Source organism: Streptomyces sp. NPDC031340, assembly GCF_055569945.1.
This window is the reverse complement of sequence record NZ_JBVIIE010000024.1, coordinates 109011-127159: the sequence shown is the minus strand read 5'-3', so window position 1 is coordinate 127159 and position 18149 is coordinate 109011. Positions and strand designations below refer to the sequence as shown.

At 71.2% G+C, this 18149-nt stretch carries 17 protein-coding genes, 1 rRNA gene and 1 riboswitch; of the genes, 12 read left to right on the top strand and 6 right to left on the bottom strand.

Annotated features, from left to right (window positions below; all coding sequences use genetic code 11):
• The 11 genes from rrf to ACZ5GT_RS20505 form a co-directional block, all read left to right on the top strand.
• A 5S ribosomal RNA gene (gene rrf, locus ACZ5GT_RS20555) occupies positions 1–95 on the top strand; the annotation flags it as partial.
• Positions 96–204: 109 nt separating this feature from the next.
• The gene (locus tag ACZ5GT_RS20550) at positions 205–813 is read left to right on the top strand and encodes a CDP-alcohol phosphatidyltransferase family protein (protein ID WP_324787318.1); all 609 of its coding nucleotides are present in this window, start codon (positions 205–207) and stop codon (positions 811–813) included.
• Between the two features lie 114 nt (positions 814–927).
• Positions 928–3423, top strand: a complete 2496-nt coding sequence (locus tag ACZ5GT_RS20545; RefSeq protein WP_360754645.1) for a mannose-1-phosphate guanyltransferase — start codon at positions 928–930, stop codon at positions 3421–3423.
• A gap of 107 nt (positions 3424–3530) precedes the next feature.
• Entirely contained in the window at positions 3531–4451 is a 921-nt protein-coding gene (locus ACZ5GT_RS20540; protein WP_469026368.1) for a DUF881 domain-containing protein, read from the top strand.
• On the top strand, positions 4448–4780 hold the full coding sequence (locus ACZ5GT_RS20535) for a small basic family protein (protein ID WP_003988855.1): 333 nt from the start codon (positions 4448–4450) through the stop codon (positions 4778–4780). Before ACZ5GT_RS20540 ends, ACZ5GT_RS20535 begins: the two co-directional genes overlap by 4 nt.
• Positions 4781–4785: 5 nt before the next feature.
• A complete protein-coding gene (locus ACZ5GT_RS20530; RefSeq protein ID WP_469026364.1) occupies positions 4786–5676 on the top strand; it encodes a DUF881 domain-containing protein in 891 nt (296 codons plus the stop codon).
• Between the two features lie 130 nt (positions 5677–5806).
• Positions 5807–6643: an FHA domain-containing protein gene (locus ACZ5GT_RS20525; RefSeq protein WP_469026360.1), complete on the top strand. Its 837-nt coding sequence runs from the start codon at positions 5807–5809 to the stop codon at positions 6641–6643.
• Between the two features lie 44 nt (positions 6644–6687).
• Entirely contained in the window at positions 6688–7425 is a 738-nt protein-coding gene (gene ftsR, locus ACZ5GT_RS20520; RefSeq protein ID WP_469026353.1) for a transcriptional regulator FtsR, read from the top strand.
• An 84-nt stretch (positions 7426–7509) separates the two neighbouring features.
• Positions 7510–7983, top strand: a complete 474-nt coding sequence (locus tag ACZ5GT_RS20515) for a bifunctional nuclease family protein (RefSeq protein ID WP_004002801.1) — start codon at positions 7510–7512, stop codon at positions 7981–7983.
• Positions 7984–8257: 274 nt separating this feature from the next.
• Entirely contained in the window at positions 8258–8941 is a 684-nt protein-coding gene (locus ACZ5GT_RS20510; RefSeq protein ID WP_360754631.1) for a MerR family transcriptional regulator, read from the top strand.
• Positions 8942–8995: 54 nt separating this feature from the next.
• Positions 8996–10507, top strand: a complete 1512-nt coding sequence (locus ACZ5GT_RS20505) for a DNA polymerase IV (protein ID WP_469026347.1) — start codon at positions 8996–8998, stop codon at positions 10505–10507.
• Here the strand turns inward: ACZ5GT_RS20505 and ACZ5GT_RS20500 are convergent.
• Entirely contained in the window at positions 10423–10800 is a 378-nt protein-coding gene (locus ACZ5GT_RS20500) for a PRC-barrel domain-containing protein (RefSeq protein WP_469026344.1), read from the bottom strand. The two genes, ACZ5GT_RS20505 and ACZ5GT_RS20500, sit on opposite strands and share 85 nt — an antisense overlap.
• A gap of 108 nt (positions 10801–10908) precedes the next feature.
• Positions 10909–11004: riboswitch (glycine riboswitch) on the top strand.
• 178 nt (positions 11005–11182) lie between these two features.
• Between ACZ5GT_RS20500 and gcvP the strand changes: the two genes are divergently transcribed.
• Complete coding sequence (gene gcvP / locus ACZ5GT_RS20495; protein ID WP_469026338.1) at positions 11183–14068, top strand: aminomethyl-transferring glycine dehydrogenase; 2886 nt, start codon at positions 11183–11185, stop codon at positions 14066–14068.
• A gap of 88 nt (positions 14069–14156) precedes the next feature.
• Here the strand turns inward: gcvP and ACZ5GT_RS20490 are convergent, their stop codons facing one another.
• From ACZ5GT_RS20490 to ACZ5GT_RS20470, 5 genes are all read right to left on the bottom strand, one after another.
• Positions 14157–14576: a TOBE domain-containing protein gene (locus ACZ5GT_RS20490; RefSeq protein WP_469026331.1), complete on the bottom strand. Its 420-nt coding sequence runs from the start codon at positions 14574–14576 to the stop codon at positions 14157–14159.
• Between the two features lie 28 nt (positions 14577–14604).
• Entirely contained in the window at positions 14605–15768 is a 1164-nt protein-coding gene (locus ACZ5GT_RS20485; RefSeq protein ID WP_469026324.1) for an ABC transporter ATP-binding protein, read from the bottom strand.
• A complete protein-coding gene (gene modB / locus ACZ5GT_RS20480) occupies positions 15765–16643 on the bottom strand; it encodes a molybdate ABC transporter permease subunit (protein ID WP_469026317.1) in 879 nt (292 codons plus the stop codon). Before modB ends, ACZ5GT_RS20485 begins: the two co-directional genes overlap by 4 nt.
• Entirely contained in the window at positions 16640–17464 is an 825-nt protein-coding gene (gene modA / locus ACZ5GT_RS20475; RefSeq protein WP_469026311.1) for a molybdate ABC transporter substrate-binding protein, read from the bottom strand. The genes modB and modA overlap by 4 nt, the downstream gene beginning before the upstream one ends.
• A gap of 159 nt (positions 17465–17623) precedes the next feature.
• Complete coding sequence (locus ACZ5GT_RS20470; protein ID WP_469026306.1) at positions 17624–18022, bottom strand: TOBE domain-containing protein; 399 nt, start codon at positions 18020–18022, stop codon at positions 17624–17626.
• Positions 18023–18149: the final 127 nt, after the last annotated feature.

Genomic DNA, 18149 nt, shown 5'->3' with positions numbered 1-18149 from the left:
AAACGCCCGGTTACATTTCGAACCCGGAAGCTAAGCCTTACAGCGCCGATGGTACTGCAGGGGGGACCCTGTGGGAGAGTAGGACGCCGCCGAACTCCTTTTACAGCTCCGGCTCCCGGGCATCATGCCCGGGAGCCGGAGCTTTTTTGCGTTGAGGTAGGGTCGGGGAGCATCGTCGGTTCGTTTCCCACAGGAGGCCCCCGGGTGGAGGTCCAGGAGACACGCGTCCAGACGGACCGGGTCCTCACCATCCCCAACATCCTCAGCATGGCGCGGCTCGTCGGCGTACCGCTCTTCCTGTGGCTGATTCTGCGGCCCGAGTTCGGCGGACCCAAGAGCGACGGCTGGGCGCTGCTGGTGCTGGCTCTGAGCGGGATCAGCGACTACCTGGACGGCAAGCTCGCGCGGCGCTGGAACCAGATCAGCAGCCTTGGCCGGCTGCTGGATCCGGCCGCCGACCGGCTCTACATTCTCTCGACTTTGGTCGGCCTGACCTGGCGCGAGATTCTGCCACTCTGGTTGACCGCTGCACTTCTGGCGCGGGAGCTGGTTCTGCTGGTGATGGTGGGCATCCTCAGACGGCACGGCTATCCGCCGCCGCAGGTGAACTTCCTGGGGAAGGCAGCCACCTTCAACCTGATGTACGCCTTCCCGCTACTCCTGCTCAGTGACGGAACTGGATGGATCTCGTCACTCGCTGCCATTTTCGGATGGGCCTTCGCGGGATGGGGTACAACCCTCTACTGGTGGGCAGGAGTCCTCTACGTGGTACAAGTCCGCCGCCTGGTTCGTGCGGACGCCATGGCCGATTGAACTCACCGATTGTGCGGTCGTAGCGGCTCGATGGCCCCTGGCGAAAAAGTGCGCGACAATCTGGACGGGTGAAGTCGGCTAGACCGTCGTCTCTTAGAGGAGGACGCTTCCGACATGAAGGCCGTCGTGATGGCCGGAGGCGAAGGCACACGCCTTCGCCCCATGACCTCGAGCATGCCCAAGCCGCTCCTGCCGGTGGCCAACCGGCCGATCATGGAGCACGTGCTGCGGCTGCTCAAAAGGCATGGGCTGAACGAGACCGTCGTAACCGTCCAGTTCCTGGCCTCCTTGGTCAAGAACTATTTCGGTGACGGTGAAGAGCTCGGAATGGAGCTCTCCTATGCCAACGAGGAGAAGCCACTCGGTACCGCCGGAAGCGTCAAGAACGCCGAAGAGGCGTTGAAGGACGATGCTTTCCTCGTCATCTCCGGCGATGCCCTGACCGACTTCGACCTCACCGAGCTGATCAATTTCCACAAGGAAAAGGGCGCCCTGGTCACGGTCTGCCTGACGCGCGTGCCGAACCCGCTGGAGTTCGGCATCACGATCGTCGACGACGAGGGCAAGGTCGAGCGCTTCCTCGAGAAGCCGACCTGGGGCCAGGTCTTCTCGGACACCGTGAACACGGGCATCTACGTCATGGAGCCCGAGGTCTTCGACTACGTCGAAGCCGACGTGCCCGTCGACTGGTCCGGCGACGTCTTCCCTCAGCTGATGAAGGAGGGCAAGCCGATCTACGGCTATGTCGCGGAGGGCTACTGGGAGGACGTAGGCACGCACGAGAGCTACGTCAAGGCGCAGGCCGACGTGCTGGAGGGCAAGGTCGACGTCGAGATCGACGGCTTCGAGATCTCCCCCGGCGTATGGGTGGCGGAGGGCGCCGAGGTGCACCCCGACGCCGTACTGCGCGGCCCGCTCTACATCGGGGACTACGCCAAGGTCGAGGCGGGCGCCGAGATCCGCGAGCACACCGTCGTCGGCTCCAACGTCGTCGTCAAGAGCGGGGCCTTCCTGCACAAGGCCGTGGTGCACGACAACGTCTACGTGGGCCAGCACAGCAACCTGCGCGGCTGCGTGGTCGGCAAGAACACCGACATCATGCGGGCGGCGCGGATCGAGGACGGCGCGGTCATCGGAGACGAGTGCCTGATCGGTGAAGAATCGATCGTTCAGGGCAATGTGCGCGTGTACCCGTTCAAGACCATCGAGGCCGGCGCCTTCGTCAACACCTCGGTGATCTGGGAGTCCAGAGGCCAGGCGCACCTCTTCGGGGCCCGCGGCGTCTCCGGCATCCTGAACGTGGAGATCACCCCCGAACTCGCGGTGCGGCTCGCCGGCGCCTACGCCACCACCCTCAAGAAGGGGGCGACGGTCACGACGGCCCGCGACCACTCCCGTGGCGCCCGCGCGCTCAAGCGGGCGGTCATCTCCGCGCTGCAGGCCAGCGCCATCGACGTACGCGACCTGGAGAACGTGCCGCTGCCGGTGGCCCGGCAGCAGACCGCTCGGGGCAGCGCCGGCGGCATCATGATCCGGACCAGCCCCGGTGTGCCGGACTCCGTGGACATCATGTTCTTCGACGGGCAGGGCGCGGACCTGTCGCAGGCCAGCCAGCGCAAGCTCGACCGGGTGTTCGCACGCCAGGAGTACCGGCGCGCGTTCCCCGGCGAGATCGGGGACCTGCACTTCCCGTCCAGCGTCTTCGACTCGTACACCGGATCGCTGCTGCGCAACGTCGACACGACCGGGGTCTCGGAGTCCGGGCTCAAGGTCGTCGTCGACGCGTCCAACGGCAGTGCCGGGCTGGTGCTGCCGAGTCTGCTCGGCAAGCTCGGCGTGGACTCGCTGACCGTCAACCCCGGTCTCGACGAGTCCCGGCCCACCGAGACCGCCGAGGTGCGGCGCGCCGGGCTGGTGCGGCTCGGTGAGATCGTCGCGTCCTCCGGCGCGGCGTTCGGCGTGCGCTTCGACCCGGTCGGTGAGCGGCTGTCGCTGGTCGACGAGAAGGGGCGGATCGTCGAGGACGACCGCGCCCTCCTGGTCATGCTCGACCTGGTGGCGGCCGAGCGGCGCAGCGGGCGCGTGGCGCTTCCGGTGACCACGACCAGGATCGCCGAGCAGGTGGCCGCCTACCACGGCACGCAGGTGGAATGGACGACGACCTCGCCGGACGACCTGACCCGGGTCGGCGGCGACGAGTCGACCATCTTCGGCGGCGACGGCAAGGGCGGCTTCATCGTCCCCGAGTTCAGCAGCGTCTTCGACGGCACGGCGGCCTTCGTGCGGCTGATCGGGCTGGTGGCGCGGACACAGCTCACCCTCAGCCAGATCGACGCGCGCATTCCGCGGGCGCACGTCCTCAAACGCGATCTGGCGACCCCGTGGGCCGTGAAGGGGCTCGTCATGCGGCGGGTCGTCGAAGCGGCCGGAGACCGCTTCGTGGACACCACCGACGGGGTGCGGGTGGTGGAGACCGACGGGCGCTGGGTCATGGTGCTGCCGGACCCGGCCGAGGCCGTCACCCACCTGTGGGCGGAAGGTCCCGACGACGCGTCCGCCCAGGCCCTGCTGGACGAGTGGGCGGCCGTGGTGGACAGCGCCGGCCGCTGAGGAACACAGCACGCGGGCGTGCCGGACACGTGTCCCGAAACGGACCGGTCCGGCACGTCGGTGGGGCCATTCGGAGGTAGCGGGCGCGACGTGCGACGATGTGCGGCATGCCGCAGCAGCCCCCCGTTCGGAGTACACCCACGCGCCCTTCGCGGCCGGACGCGTCCATGTCACTGCTTACCAACGTCATGGACCACAGCCTCGACGACGGCTACGCCGAGGCGACCGCCCGTAGGCGGGCCGCCGGCGCGGGCGGTGTGCCGAAACCCCTCCGGGCCAGGCTCGGGCTGGCGGTGGGGCTGGTACTCGCGGCCCTGGTGGTCACCGTCGGCGCCGCACAGGCGCGCGTGGCGGCCCCGGTCGTCGCCAAGGAGCGCCAGGAACTGATCGACCGGATCGACCGCGAGACTGCGGCGGCCGACAAGCTCGAGAACTCCGTCGACGACCTGCGCCGCGACGTGAGCGCGCGGCAGCGGGAGGCCCTCAAGCAGAGCGGCGGGGACAGCTCCGAGCTGGTGGGCGTCCTCTCGGGCGCCGTGGAGGTGCACGGGCCGGGCGTCAAGCTGGTCGTCAACGACGCCAAGGAAGCCACCACCGGGGGCGACGGCGACCCGCGCGAGACCTCCGGATTCTCCGACACCGGGAGGGTGCGCGACCGGGACATGCAGCGTGTGGTCAACGGGCTGTGGGAGTCCGGCGCCGAGGCGGTCTCCATCAACGGGCAGCGGCTGACGGCGCTGTCGGCCGTCAGGGCCGCCGGCGACGCCATACTGGTCGACAACAAGCCACTCGTGCCGCCGTATACGGTGCTCGCTGTGGGGGACGGCCAGAAGCTGAGCACCAGGTTCCAGGACAGCGCCGACGGGCTCTATCTGCATGCCCTGCAGCAGAACTACGGCATCCGGACCGCCATCTCCGTGGAGGGGGACCTCCGGCTGCCCGCCGCGCCGAGTGTGATCGTGCGCACAGCACAGCCGCACACCGAGAAACCCGAGAAGACCGAGAAGACTGAGAAGGGCACATCGTGATCGCCGTACTGGGCCTCGTCGTGGGAGTCGTGGCCGGACTGTTGGTCCGGCCTGAGGTTCCGGCGGTCGTCGAGCCTTACCTGCCGATCGCCGTCGTCGCGGCGCTGGACGCCGTCTTCGGAGGCCTGCGGGCCATGCTCGACGGCATCTTCGACGACAAGGTCTTCGTGGTGTCCTTCCTGTCCAACGTCGTCGTCGCCGCGCTGATCGTGTTCCTGGGGGACAAGCTGGGCGTCGGGGCCCAGCTGTCCACCGGCGTCGTGGTCGTCCTCGGCATCCGGATCTTCTCCAACGCCGCGGCGATCCGCCGGCACGTGTTCCGGGCGTGAGGCCGATGAGCGACAAGGACGAGACGTCCGCGAACAGGCTGCGCAAGGAACTGCCCGAAGAGGTCCCGGCGCCGGCCCCGCCGCCCGCTCCCCGGACCCCCGCTGCCTCCGGGAACGCCCCGGAGAGCGCCCCGGACGACGCGTCCGAGGGCGAGGCCGCCCCCGAGGCCGAGCTGACGGGACGGCAGCGGCTGGCGAAGGGGCTCTGGCCGCCGCGCGTGACCCGGGCCCAACTCATCGTCGCACTGCTGCTGTTCGGCCTCGGCTTCGGTCTGGCCGTGCAGGTCGCCTCCAACAGCGACAGCGACAGCGCCCTGCGCGGCGCGCGCCAGGAGGATCTTGTCCGCATCCTCGATGAACTGGACGACCGCACACAACGTCTTGAAGACGAGAAGCAGGGACTCGAGAAGCAGCGCGACGAGCTGGAGAACAGCTCGGACCAGGCCGAGGAGGCACGCAGACAGACGGTCCAGAAGGAACGTCAACTGGGCATCCTGGCGGGCACGGTGGCCGCTCAGGGCCCCGGCATCACCATGACCATCGAGGACACGAAGGGAACGGTCGAGGCCGACATGCTGCTGGACGCGATCCAGGAGCTGCGCGCGGCGGGCGCGGAGGCGATACAGGTCAACGACGTGCGCGTCGTCGCGAGCACGTACCTCACGGAGTCGGGCAAGAGCGTGAGCGTCGACGGGAACAAGATCAACGCGCCCTATCGTTTCAAGGTCATCGGCAAGCCGGAGGACTTGGAGCCGGCCCTCAACATCCCTGGAGGCGTGGTGCAGACCCTCGAGAAGGAGCAGGCCACCGTTACCGTCGAGCGGTCGGACAAGATCGTCGTGGACGCCTTGCGAGCTGCGAAGCAGCCTGACTACGCTCGGTCGTCCGCCCAGTGAACCGGCGGTGCATGGGGGCCGTCCGGCAGGGGCATGAGGTTGCGGGGGGTCGGCGCACCGAAGGGGTGGCGCGTGGTGGAAACTGTCTGGTGGTTACGGACGTTGTGAAGTTGTCCGGGTCGGCCGGCGTATGCAGTCAGGGTTCGTCCTGCCCCACGGGCGGGTCTGTTTCGGTCAAGGGGAATCGCCCGTGAAGTTGTTTGCGAAGTTGTTCGGCAAGAGCGCGCGAGAGGGCGGCGAGAACGCGACCGCCCGCCATCGCGCACAGTCCGATGCGGAGGGCCAGCGCCCGCTGTTCCGGGACCAGGTCGCTGGTCCGGGCGGTGACAATTCCGGTGGCCAGGGCGCGGCGTCTGTTGACCCTGCGCAGTCCGGCGGCATAGGTTTCGGGCAACCGTCAACCTCAAGTACGGGTGGAGGGTTTTCCCCTATGTCGGCCCTGGTGTGTACGAGGTGCGGTAACCGCAATGCGGAGAACAGCCGCTTCTGCTCGAACTGCGGCGCGCCGCTGCGGGCGGGTGCGTCGGCCGAGCGGCCGTCGGAGACCACGTCCACGATCTCCATCTCCGGTCTCGAGGCCTACGACGCCGAGGCCACCGGCCAGACGCCGATCCCGGCGCTGTCCCCGGAGGCGCAGGCGGCCGTGGACGCCCTGCCGCTGGGCTCGGCGCTGCTGGTGGTGCGCCGCGGGCCGAACTCGGGCAGCCGCTTCCTGCTGGACAGTGACCTGACCACGGCCGGGCGTCACCCGCAGAGCGACATCTTCCTGGACGACGTCACGGTCTCGCGTCGGCACGTGGAGTTCCGCCGCGCCGCGGACGGTTCCTTCACGGTGGCCGACGTGGGCAGCCTGAACGGCACGTACGTCAACCGCGAGCGGATCGACCAGGTCGCGCTGCACAACGGCGACGAAGTGCAGATCGGCAAGTACCGGCTGGTCTTCTACGCGAGCCAGCAGGGCTACTGACCCTCCTCCGGACTCGGTCCGGGGGGATCCCCCAGGGAAGGTCCATGCTTCGATCACCGAGCGGCGGTGCCGGGCACGGCGCCGCCGCCACGGACAGTGGCCTGATGAGCATCGGCACGGTGCTGAACGTGCTGCGCGAGGAGTTCCCCGAAGTCACCATCTCCAAGATCCGTTTCCTGGAGTCGGAGGGCCTCATCGAACCCCGGCGGACCCCGTCGGGGTACCGCAAGTTCAGCGCGCAGGACGTCGAGCGCCTCGGCCACGTCCTGCGGATGCAGCGGGACCACTATCTGCCGCTCAAGGTGATCCGCGAGCACCTGGAGGCCATGGAGCGCGGCGAGGCCGTGCCGCTGCCCGCGCTCGGCCGGCAGCGGGACGGCGAGACCGTCCAGGAGGCCGCCGAGCAGCCCACGGCGGCCCGGATCGGCCGGGAGCAGCTGCTGGCGGCCGCCGGGATCGGCGAAGAGGAACTCAAGGAGTGGGAGTCCTACGGGCTCGTCGCTCCGCTGGCGGACGGCGCCTACGACGCCGAGGCGGCCACCGTCGCGTCGCTCGTCGTCGAACTGGGCCGGTTCGGGATCGAGCCGCGGCACCTCAGGGCGATGCGGGCCTCGGCCGACCGGGAGGCCGGACTCATCGACCAGGTGGTGGCTCCGCTCAAGCGCCACCGCAACCCGCAGACCAGGGCCCACGCCGAGGCCCGCACGAAAGAGCTGGCCGCGCTCACGGTCAGGCTCCACGCGGCTCTGGTGCAGACCGCGCTCGGTGTGCGCCTGCCCTGAGCGGACCCGCCGCAGGCGGCCGGATCGGCCACCCGTTCCCTGCCCGACTACCCAAACGTCCCGGGCACGGCCTAGGGTTGCTGTGTGAACGAGCTCGATGTCGTAGGTGTCCGGGTGGAAATGCCCTCCAACCAACCGATCGTGCTCCTGCGTGAAGTGGGAGGCGACCGTTACCTCCCCATCTGGATCGGGCCGGGGGAGGCGACGGCGATCGCCTTCGCCCAGCAGGGCATGGCCCCCGCACGACCGCTGACCCACGACCTGTTCAAGGACGTGCTGGAGGCCGTCGGCCAGGAGCTCACCGAAGTGCGCATCACGGACCTGCGTGAGGGCGTCTTCTACGCGGAGCTGGTCTTCGCGAGCGGGGTAGAGGTGAGCGCCCGCCCGTCCGATGCCATAGCGCTGGCCCTGCGCACCGGAACGCCGATCTACGGCAGCGACGGGGTGCTCGACGACGCCGGCATCGCGATCCCCGACGAGCAGGAGGACGAGGTGGAGAAGTTCCGCGAGTTCCTCGACCAGATCTCGCCGGAGGACTTCGGCACCAGCAGCCAGTGAGGCGTGGCCGGCCAGGCGGACGCCCCAGTGCGCCACGCGGGCCGGTGCGCGGCCTGACACGGGCCGGTCGTGGGTCCGCCGCCTGTGACGGCCGGCGGCCGGTGAGGGCGTCCTGCGGGCTGCCCGGAACGCATTCGGCTAGCCTTTCCCCGCGGTTGGCTGCGGGAAACCACTCTTAGGGTGATTATCACTCGGCGTGCCGAGTGTGGCGGTCGTTGACGCACCCCTGGTGGCTGCCTACCGTCGACAAGGCAGGTCAAGGACGGAGGTCGGCGTGAGAAGCAGCGGCGACGGTACGGCTGGGGGTGCCCCTGGACACGGTCCCGGGGCGAGCGGTCCGTACCCTTCCCCGAGCTCTCGGCTCCGTGCGAGCGGGGAATACCCCCATCACGGCAGCGCGGCCGACCACGTTCCGCAGCGACCGGCGGCCGTGCCGAGCAGCGGAGGGGCGACGTCCATGGCGTCCGAGGAGATCGGCTACCGCGGTCCGACGGCCTGCGCGGCCGCCGGCATCACTTACCGGCAACTGGACTACTGGGCCCGCACCGGCCTCGTCGAGCCCAGCGTGCGCCCCGCCCACGGCTCGGGGACACAGCGGCTGTACAGCTTCCGCGACGTCGTCGTCCTGAAGATCGTCAAGCGGTTCCTGGACACCGGGGTGTCGCTGCAGAACATCCGCACCGCCGTGCAGCACCTCAGGGAGCGCGGCTTCCGCGACCTGGAACGCATGACGCTGATGAGCGACGGCGCCACGGTCTACGAGTGCACCTCTCCCGACGAGGTCCACGCGTTGCTCCAAGGGGGCCAGGGCGTCTTCGGCATCGCCGTCGGCGTGGTGTGGCGGGACGTGGAGAACGCGCTGTCGCAGCTGCACGGGGAGCGCGTCGACACCGGCGAGACGCTCGTCGGACACAATCCCGCGGACGAGCTGGCGCGCCGGCGCAACCGGGCGGTCTGAGACCCGCCCCGCGCGCCCGCGGCGTTGTCAGTGGCGTAAGGCAGCATCGGACATGTGAGAACCGCGCCCACGATCCTGCATCTCGACATGGATGCCTTCTACGCCTCGGCGGAGCAGGCAGCCAAGCCGAGCCTGCGCGGGAAGGCCGTGGTCGTGGGCGGGCTGGGGCCGCGCGGGGTGGTCGCCACCGCGTCGTACGAGGCGCGCGTCTTCGGGGTCCGCTCCGCCATGCCGATGGCGCAGGCCCGGCGGCTGGCGCCGAACGCGGCGTACCTGACTCCGCGCTTCGGCCTCTACCGGGCGATCAGCGAGCAGGTGATGGGGCTGCTGCACGCGCTGTCGCCGCTGGTGGAGCCGCTGAGCCTGGACGAGGCGTTCGTGGACCTGGAGGCCGGGGACGCCGCCTGGGACGAGACGTCGGCGCGACTGGTGGGGGAGCGGCTGCGCGCCGACATACGGCGCGTGACCGGGCTCACCGGGTCCGTGGGCCTCGCCGCCTGCAAGATGCTCGCGAAGATCGCCTCCGAGGAGGCCAAGCCCGACGGGCTCGTGGTGATCGAGCCGGGCACCGAGCGGGCCCTGCTCGAGCCGATGCCGGTGCGGATCCTGCCGGGCGTGGGACCGGCGACCGGGGACCACCTGCGGCGGGCCGGCATCACCACGGTCGGCGACATCGCCGAGGCGGGGGAGGACGAGCTGGTGCGGCTGCTGGGCAAGGCCCACGGACACGCCCTGTACGCCATGGCGCTGGCCCGCGACGACCGGCCCGTGGTGGCCGAGCGGGAGGCGAAGTCGGTGTCGGTCGAGGACACCTACGACGTCGACATCCACGACCGGATCCGGGTGGGCACGGAGGTGCGGCGGCTCGCCGACCGCTGCGTACAGCGGCTGCGCGCGGCCGGGCTGTCCGGGCGGACCATCGTGCTGAAGGTCCGGCGCTACGACTTCTCCACGCTGACCCGTTCGGAGACGTTGCGGGGGCCGACCGACGATCCGGCGGTCGTGCGGGAGGCCGCCGCGCGGTTGCTGGAGTCGGTGGACACCACGGGGGGTGTGCGGCTGCTGGGCGTGGGGGTGAGCGGGCTGGCCGACTACACGCAGGAGGACCTGTTCGCGCAGGCGGCCGGGGAGCGGGAGCGGGAGAGCGGGCCGACGGAGGAGCCCGAGGAGCCCGAGGAGCAGCCGGCGGAGCGGCAGACGGCCCCGGCGGAGCGTCGGTGGCCCGCGGGGCACGACGTACGGCATGCCGAGTTCGGGCACGGGTGGGTGCAGGGGAGCGGACTCGGGCGGGTGACCGTGCGGTTCGAGACGCCCGGCTCGCAGCCCGGGAGGGTGCGGACGTTCCGGGTCGACGACCCCGGCCTGGAGCCGGCCGATCCGTTGCCGTTGGTACCGCTGCTGCCGCTGATACCGGCGGAGGGACCACAGGAGGGGCTGGAACAGGGAGCAGGGGAGGGGCCACAGGGGGCCGGGGAGTCGGCCTATGCCTCGTCCGAGCCCGCCAGCCTGCCGAAGTCGTGGTCGGCGTCGTCGAAGGCGGGCGGCGGGGCCACGTCCAGACCGTAGTGGTGGTAGAGCTGCAGCTCCTGCTCCGGGGAGAGGTGGCGGCCGACGCCGAAGTCGGGAGCGTCCTTGATCAGGGAGCGGTCGAAGGGGACGTGCAGGGCGCCCTCGACCAGTCGGCTGGGCTCCAGTGGGACGAAGGCGTCCCGGGAGAACAGCCCGGTGCGTATGGCGGCCCACTCCGGCATGCCGGTCGCGTCGTCCAGGTAGACCTCGTCGACGGTGCCGATCTTGGTGCCGTTGCGGTCGAACGCCTTGCGGCCGATCAGGTTGCGCGGATCGATGTCGGTCTGCACGGGCCCTCCTCCTGGTCGCATTCGTCATCACTACGAAAGAGCACAACGCGGCGGGCGGCCACTCGAAAGCCGGGGTGTCGTGCCCGCTGGTAGGCTGACTACGGCTGCTGACCCCGTGCGGGAGAGTCCTCCGGACATCACCGGAGGCGCCGAAGGAGCAAATCCTCCCCGGAATCTCTCAGGCTCACGTACCGCACGGACGAGGTCACTCTGGAAAGCAGAGCGGGTGTCGCGACGGCCTCCGCTCTCACCGACGGTGAAAGCCGCAAGCCCTCGGGCGGCCCGGCGAAGCTCTCAGGTTGAGATGACAGAGGGGGAGGCCGTCCGGGTACCCGCGCCGTGGTGCCCCTCGAAGGTCGCGTCAGACCAGGAGGCCTCCGCAATGACCGCCCACCGCATTACGCTCTCCGAGCTCGAGCAGGGCATCCCCTTCGAACAGCGCCACATCGGGCCCGACCAGGAAGCGCGGGCGAAGATGCTCGCCCAGGTCGGGTACGGCTCGCTGGACGAGCTCACCGCCGCCGCGGTGCCGGATGTGATCAAGAACGCCGACGCCCTCGACCTGCCGGGCGCGCGCACCGAGGCGGAGGTGCTCGCCGAGCTGCGGTCGCTGGCCGAGCGCAACCAGGTTCTCGACTCCATGATCGGGCTCGGGTACTACGGCACCTTCACCCCGCCCGTCATCCTGCGCAACGTGCTGGAGAACCCGGCCTGGTACACGGCCTACACGCCCTACCAGCCGGAGATCTCCCAGGGCCGCCTGGAGGCCCTGCTGAACTTCCAGACGATGGTCGCCGACCTCACCGGCCTGCCGACCTCCGGCGCCTCGCTGCTCGACGAGGGCACGGCCGCCGCCGAGGCCGTGGCGCTGTCCCGGCGCATGGGGAAGAACAAGAAGGGGCTCTTCCTCGTCGACGCCGACGCGCTGCCGCAGACCATCGCCGTGATCGAGACCCGCGCCGAGCCGACGGGCGTCGAGGTCGTCGTCGCCGACCTCAGCGACGGCATCCCGGCCGACATCGCCGCGCGCGAGATCAACGGCGTGCTCGTCCAGTACCCCGGCGCCTCCGGTGCCGTACGCGACATCAAGCCGGTCATCGACCAGGCGCACGAGCTGGGCGCCCTGGTCACCGTCGCCGCCGACCTGCTCGCGCTGACGCTGCTGAAGTCGCCCGGCGAACTCGGCGCGGACATCGCCGTCGGCACGACCCAGCGGTTCGGCGTGCCCATGGGCTTCGGCGGGCCGCACGCCGGCTACATGGCCGTGCACGAGAAGTTCGCGCGCAGCCTGCCCGGGCGTCTGGTGGGCGTCTCCGTCGACGCCGACGGGCACAAGGCCTACCGGCTCGCGCTGCAGACACGTGAGCAGCACATCCGCCGGGAGAAGGCCACCAGCAACATCTGCACCGCCCAGGTGCTGCTCGCCGTGATGGCCGGCATGTACGCCGTCTACCACGGCCCCGAGGGGCTGAAGGGCATCGCCCGGCGCACCCACCGGTACGCCGCGATCCTCGCCGAGGGCCTCCGGGCCGGCGGGGTCGACGTCGTGCACGGCGCCTACTTCGACACCCTGACCGTCCGCGTCCCGGCGAAGGCCGGCGAGGTCGTCGCCGCCGCGCGGCGCGGCGGCGTCAACCTCCACCCGGTCGACGCCGACCACGTCCTGGTCGCCTGCGACGAGACGACCACGCGGGCGCAGGTGGGCGCCGTATGGGCGGCGTTCGGCGTCGAGGGCGACGTCGAGGCGCTGGACGCGGTGGCCGCGGACGCGCTGCCGGAGGCGCTGCTGCGCACCGACGGCTACCTCAACCACCCCGTCTTCCAGCAGCACCGCTCCGAGACCGCCATGCTGCGCTACCTGCGCCGCCTGGCCGACCGTGACTACGCGCTCGACCGCGGCATGATCCCGCTGGGCTCCTGCACGATGAAGCTCAACGCGACCACGGAGATGGAGCCGATCACCTGGCCCGAGTTCGGGCAGCTGCACCCCTTCGTGCCCGCCGAGCAGGCGCAGGGCTACCTCACCCTCATCCATGAGCTGGAGGAACGTCTCGCCGAGGTCACCGGCTACGACAAGGTGTCCCTGCAGCCCAACGCCGGGTCGCAGGGCGAGCTGGCCGGTCTGCTCGCCGTGCGCGGCTACCACCGCGCCAACGGCGACGAGCAGCGCACCGTCTGCCTGATCCCGTCCTCCGCGCACGGCACGAACGCCGCCAGCGCCGCGATGGCCGGCATGAAGGTCGTCGTCGTGAAGACGGCCGAGGACGGCGAGATCGACGTCGCCGACCTGCGCGCGAAGATCGAGCAGTACCGCGACGAGCTGGCGGTCCTGATGATCACCTACCCGTCGACACACGGCGTGTTCGAGGAGCACGTCGCCGACATCTGCGCCCAGGTGCACGAGGCCGGCGGGCAGGTGTACGTGGACGGCGCCAACCTCAACGCCCTGGTCGGCCTCGCCAAGCCGGGCCACTTCGGCGGTGACGTCTCCCACCTGAACCTGCACAAGACGTTCTGCATCCCGCACGGCGGCGGCGGCCCCGGCGTCGGCCCGGTCGGGGTGCGCGCGCACCTGGCGCCGTACCTGCCGAACCACCCGCTGCAGCCGGAGGCCGGTCCGGAGACCGGCGTGGGCCCCGTCTCCGCGGCTCCCTGGGGGTCGGCGGGCATCCTGCCCATCTCCTGGACGTACGTCCGCCTCATGGGCGGTGAGGGGCTGAAGCGGGCCACGCAGGTGGCGGTGCTGAGCGCCAACTACGTCGCCAAGCGCCTGGAGCCGCACTACCCGGTGCTGTACACCGGCCCCGGCGGCCTGGTCGCGCACGAGTGCATCATCGACCTGCGGCCGCTGACCAAGGCGACCGGCGTGAGCGTGGACGACGTCGCCAAGCGGCTGATCGACTACGGCTTCCACGCGCCGACCATGTCGTTCCCGGTGGCCGGGACGCTGATGATCGAGCCGACCGAGTCCGAGGACCTGACCGAGCTCGACCGGTTCTGCGACGCGATGATCGCGATCCGCGCCGAGATCGAGAAGGTCGGCTCCGGCGAGTGGCCCGCCGACGACAACCCGCTGCGCAACGCGCCGCACACCGCGGCCGCGCTGACCGGCGAGTGGGAGCACGCCTACACCCGCGAGGAGGCCGTCTTCCCGTCCGGCGGCTCCGCGGCCGACAAGTACTGGCCGCCGGTGCGCCGCATCGACCAGGCCTTCGGCGACCGGAACCTGGTGTGCTCCTGCCCGCCGCTGGACGCCTACGAGGACTGACGGCGGCGGCGTGACCGACCGCGGCCACGGCTGACCGCGGCCACGGACGCACGGTGAAAGGGCCCCGCTTCGGCGGGGCCCTTTCGCGTCACGCCGTCGCCAGCGCGACCTCGGTGGACTTGATCAGGGCCACCACGGGGATGCCGGTCGCCAGCGCCAGGTCCTGCGCGGCGTCCTCGGTGATCGCGGAGGTCAGCTCGCCGCCCTCGACGGCGACCTCCACCGCGGCCATCGCGCGGCCGGCGGTGATGCCGGTGACCGTACCGGGGAGCCGGTTGCGGATGGACAGACCCTCGACCGAGCCGGTGGCGAGGGCCACCTCCGTCGACTTCACCAGCGCGTGGACGGCGGAGCCCGTCTCGAGTCCGAGTTCCTCCACCGCGTCCAGAGTGATCGCCGCGGTGAGGTCCTGTCCCCCGGCGAGGCGGACCTTGACGGTGGCCATCACCTTGCCGCGGGTGACCTCGGTGACGGTGCCGGGGAACTGGTTGCGGATGCTCAGGGTCATGGTCACCCACCGTAGTGGGCGCGGTGCGTCAGGCGGGGTAGGCGTGCGTCTGCGTCGCCTTGACCGTCGCCCAGACCGGTGCGCCGGGGTGCAGCCCGAGTTCCGCCGCGGCGACCGTGGTGAGGTCGGCGGCCAGCGGCAGCTCGCCGGTGAGGTCCACGCGGATCTGGTCGCCGTGGGTCTCCAGGCCGGCCACCTCGCACTGCCAGAGGTTGCGGGCGCTGGAGCCGGTGGGCCGGGTCCGGTGCAGGGTGACGGCGCTGGGCGGGAACGCCACGAAGGCCGGGCCGGACAGGACCTCGGTCGTGGTGACGGACGGTCCGGCGTCCAGGCGGACGGTGTGCCCGTCGGCCAGCCCCCGGTAGAGGTTCAGGCCGACCAGCTGGGCGATGTAGTCCGTGCGGGGGCGACGGGCGATGTCGGACGGGGCCCCCTCCTGCACGACTCGGCCGTGCTCGACGACCACCAGCCGGTCGGCCAGCACCATGGCGTCCAGCGGGTCGTGCGTGACCAGGACGGCGACGGCCTCGAAGTCGGCCAGGTGGCGGCGGAGCCGGGCGCGGACCTCCAGGCGGGTGCGGGCGTCCAGCGCGGCCAGGGGCTCGTCCAGCAGGAGCAGCCGGGGGCGGGTGGCCAGGGCGCGGGCGAGGGCGACGCGCTGGGCCTGGCCGCCGGACAGACGGCGCGGCTTGGCGTCGGCGTGGCCGGCGAGACCCATACGGTCCAGCAGTTCGGCGGCCAGGGCGCGGGCCTCCGCCTTCGTCGCGCCCTGGCAGCGGGGGCCGAAGGCCACGTTGTCGAGGGCGGTCAGGTGCGGGAACAGCAGGTAGTCCTGGAAGACGACGCCGACCGGGCGGGCCTCGGGCGGCGTACGGTCCAGCTCGGCGCCGTCGAGGCGCAGGTGGCCGTCGGTGAGCGGGACGAGGCCGGCCAGGGCGCGCAGGGCGGTGGTCTTGCCGGCGCCGTTGGGGCCGAGGAGGGCGACCACGTCGCCGGGGGCGGCGGTGAGGGTGATGTCGAGGCGGAAGGCCGCGCGGTCGACGACGAGGCGGGCGTCGAGACCCGCGCCCCAGTGGTGGGCGGGATGCTGGTCCTCGGCCGGCTGGTTCTGGGTTGTGCTGGTGGTGGTGGTGTTGGCGGCGGCGGGCGGCTCTGGGGTGCCGGGGGCCGGGGAGGGCGGGTTGTTTGTCATGAGGTCGTCATCCAGCGGTCCCTCAGGCCCGCCAGGACCGCGATCGACACCGTCAGCAGGACCAGGCTGAGGGCGATCGCGGCGGCGGGGTCGTTCTGCAGGGCGAGGTAGACCGCGAGCGGCATGGTCTGGGTGCGGCCGGGGAAGTTGCCCGCGAAGGTGATCGTCGCGCCGAACTCGCCCAGGGCCCGTGCCCAGGCCAGTACGGCTCCCGCGGCGATGCCCGGGGCGACCAGCGGCAGCGTCACCCGGCGGAACGCGGTGAAGCGGGACGCCCCCAGGGTGGTGGCCGCCTCCTCGTAGCGCGGGTCGGCTGCGCGCAGGGTGCCCTCCACGCTGATGACGAGGAACGGCATCGCCACGAACGTCTCGGCGAGCACGACCCCGGCGGTCGTGAAGGGCAGGGTGACGCCGAACCAGGCGTCCAGCCACCGGCCGACCACCCCGTTGCGGCCCAGCGCGAGCAGCAGCGCGACACCGCCCACCACGGGCGGCAGGACGAGCGGGAGGGTCACCAGCGCGCGGACCAGGCCGCGTCCGGGGAAGTCGGTGCGGGCCAGCAGCCAGGCCAGCGGCACGCCGATGACCAGGCTCACCGCGGTCGCCGCCGTCGCGCACAGCAGCGACAGCCGCAGGGCCTGCCACACCGCGGCGCTGGTCAGCTGGTCCGGCAGGGTGCTCCAAGGCGCCCGCACGAGCAGGGCGACCAGCGGCAGCAGCAGGAACGCCAGACCCACCAGGGCGGGCACCAGGAGGGGCAGCGGAACCCCGCGCCCGCTCGCCCGCCCGGTCCGCCGGTTGCCGCGGGCACCCTCGCGCCGCGGCCCGCCCTTGACCGGGCCGGCCGCGGCGGCGGAGCTGTCGGACCGGGTCACGGCGCGAGGAACCCGGCCCGGGTCAGCACCTTCTGGCCCTCGGCGGACTCGACCAGCCCGATGAACGCCTTGGCTGCCTCGGCGTTGGGGGCGTTCTTGAGCAGGGCGACCGGATAGTCGTTGACGGCGTCGGCCGACTCGGGGAACTCCACGCCCGCCACCTTGTCACCGGCCGCCTTCACGTCCGTCCGGTACACGACCGCGGCGTCGGCCTCCTTCAACTCCACCTTCGTCAGGGCGGCCTTGACGTCCTGCTCGTAGGAGACCGGCGTCAGTTCGAGCCCGGCGGCGGCCAGCGCCTTCTGGGCCGCGGCTCCGCAGGGCACCGTCCTGTCGCACAGCACGACCTTGAGGCCGGACCGCGTGAGGTCCTTCAGGGAGGAGATCTTGTCGGGGTTGCCCGGCAGGGTGGCGATCTCCAGCCGGTTGCGCACGAAGACCGTGGGCGTGCCGACCGTTTCCTTCCGGTCCGTCACGATCGCCATCGTCTTCGGGCTGGCGGCGGCGAAGACATCGGCCGGGGCGCCGCCGGTGATGTTCGCGGCGAGGGTGTCGCTGCCGCCGAAGCTGAAGGTCACCTCGGTGCCCGGGTGCTCCTTCTCGAACTCCTTGCCCAGGGCGGTGAAGCTCTCCTGGAGCGAGGCCGCGGCGAAGACGGTGACCGTGCCGGACAGCTTCGGCGCGGAGGACGCCGTGGACCCGGAGGCCGCGGAGGAGTCCGAGTCGGAGGAGGAGCAGGCGCTCAGGAGCAGCAGCGCCGCGGCTCCCGCGCCGGTCGCCCGCAGGGTCCGGCGGGTCCGGCGCGCGCAGCGGATCGTCACAGCGGCCACTCCTTCTGTCCGGTCACGGAGAGGACCGTCGGCCCCTCCTCCTGTGACGAGCATACTGACGCATCTGCGAGATGTAAGACCGCATCGGCATTGCATGAGCGGCAGTATTCAGATGTACGAGCCCGCATATGCGGTCGGCGTGAACGAGTCCTATGTGCGGTCGACATGGACGTTTGTCGACTTCACTCGGGCGGTGGCCTCCATGCCGACCTCCAGCCCCAGTTCCTCGACCGCCTCGCGGGTCAGCAGCGAGACCAGCCGGTGCGGGCCGGCCTGGATCTCCACCTGGGCGGCCACGTCGCCGAGTTTGATCGCGGTGACGATGCCGGGGAAGGCGTTGCGGACCGAGGTGTACGGCGTCTCCTCCTCGCCGCCGCTGCCGGACCTGGCGAGTTCGACCGAGAACACGGCCAGGTCCCGCCCGTCGATGAGTCGCCGTCCGCTGTCGTCGCGGTGGGTCGCCACCCGGCCGGCGTCCGCCCAGCGGCGCGCGGTGTCCGGGCTCACGCCGAGCAGTCGTGCTGCCTGGCCGATCGTGTAGGACTGCATGCCGATCACGATAGGGCGGTTCCCGGACCGCACGCGGGCGCGGGTTCCGGGACCGCACGCGGGGGGTGCGGTTCGCGTGACCGGCCCGGCCCTTGTCGGTGCTGCGGCCCGGCGGGGTGTCGCCGGG

Coding starts and splice junctions, on each gene's coding strand:
- ACZ5GT_RS20545 (WP_360754645.1), top strand. CDS start 928: ATGAAGGCCGTCGTGATGGCCGGAGGCGAAGGCACACGCCTTCGCCCC.
- ftsR (WP_469026353.1), top strand. CDS start 6,688: ATGCTTCGATCACCGAGCGGCGGTGCCGGGCACGGCGCCGCCGCCACG.
- gcvP (WP_469026338.1), top strand. CDS start 11,183: ATGACCGCCCACCGCATTACGCTCTCCGAGCTCGAGCAGGGCATCCCC.
- ACZ5GT_RS20490 (WP_469026331.1), bottom strand. CDS start 14,576: ATGACCCTGAGCATCCGCAACCAGTTCCCCGGCACCGTCACCGAGGTC.
- ACZ5GT_RS20525 (WP_469026360.1), top strand. CDS start 5,807: ATGCAGTCAGGGTTCGTCCTGCCCCACGGGCGGGTCTGTTTCGGTCAA.
- ACZ5GT_RS20540 (WP_469026368.1), top strand. CDS start 3,531: ATGCCGCAGCAGCCCCCCGTTCGGAGTACACCCACGCGCCCTTCGCGG.
- ACZ5GT_RS20470 (WP_469026306.1), bottom strand. CDS start 18,022: ATGCAGTCCTACACGATCGGCCAGGCAGCACGACTGCTCGGCGTGAGC.
- ACZ5GT_RS20530 (WP_469026364.1), top strand. CDS start 4,786: ATGAGCGACAAGGACGAGACGTCCGCGAACAGGCTGCGCAAGGAACTG.
- ACZ5GT_RS20485 (WP_469026324.1), bottom strand. CDS start 15,768: ATGACAAACAACCCGCCCTCCCCGGCCCCCGGCACCCCAGAGCCGCCC.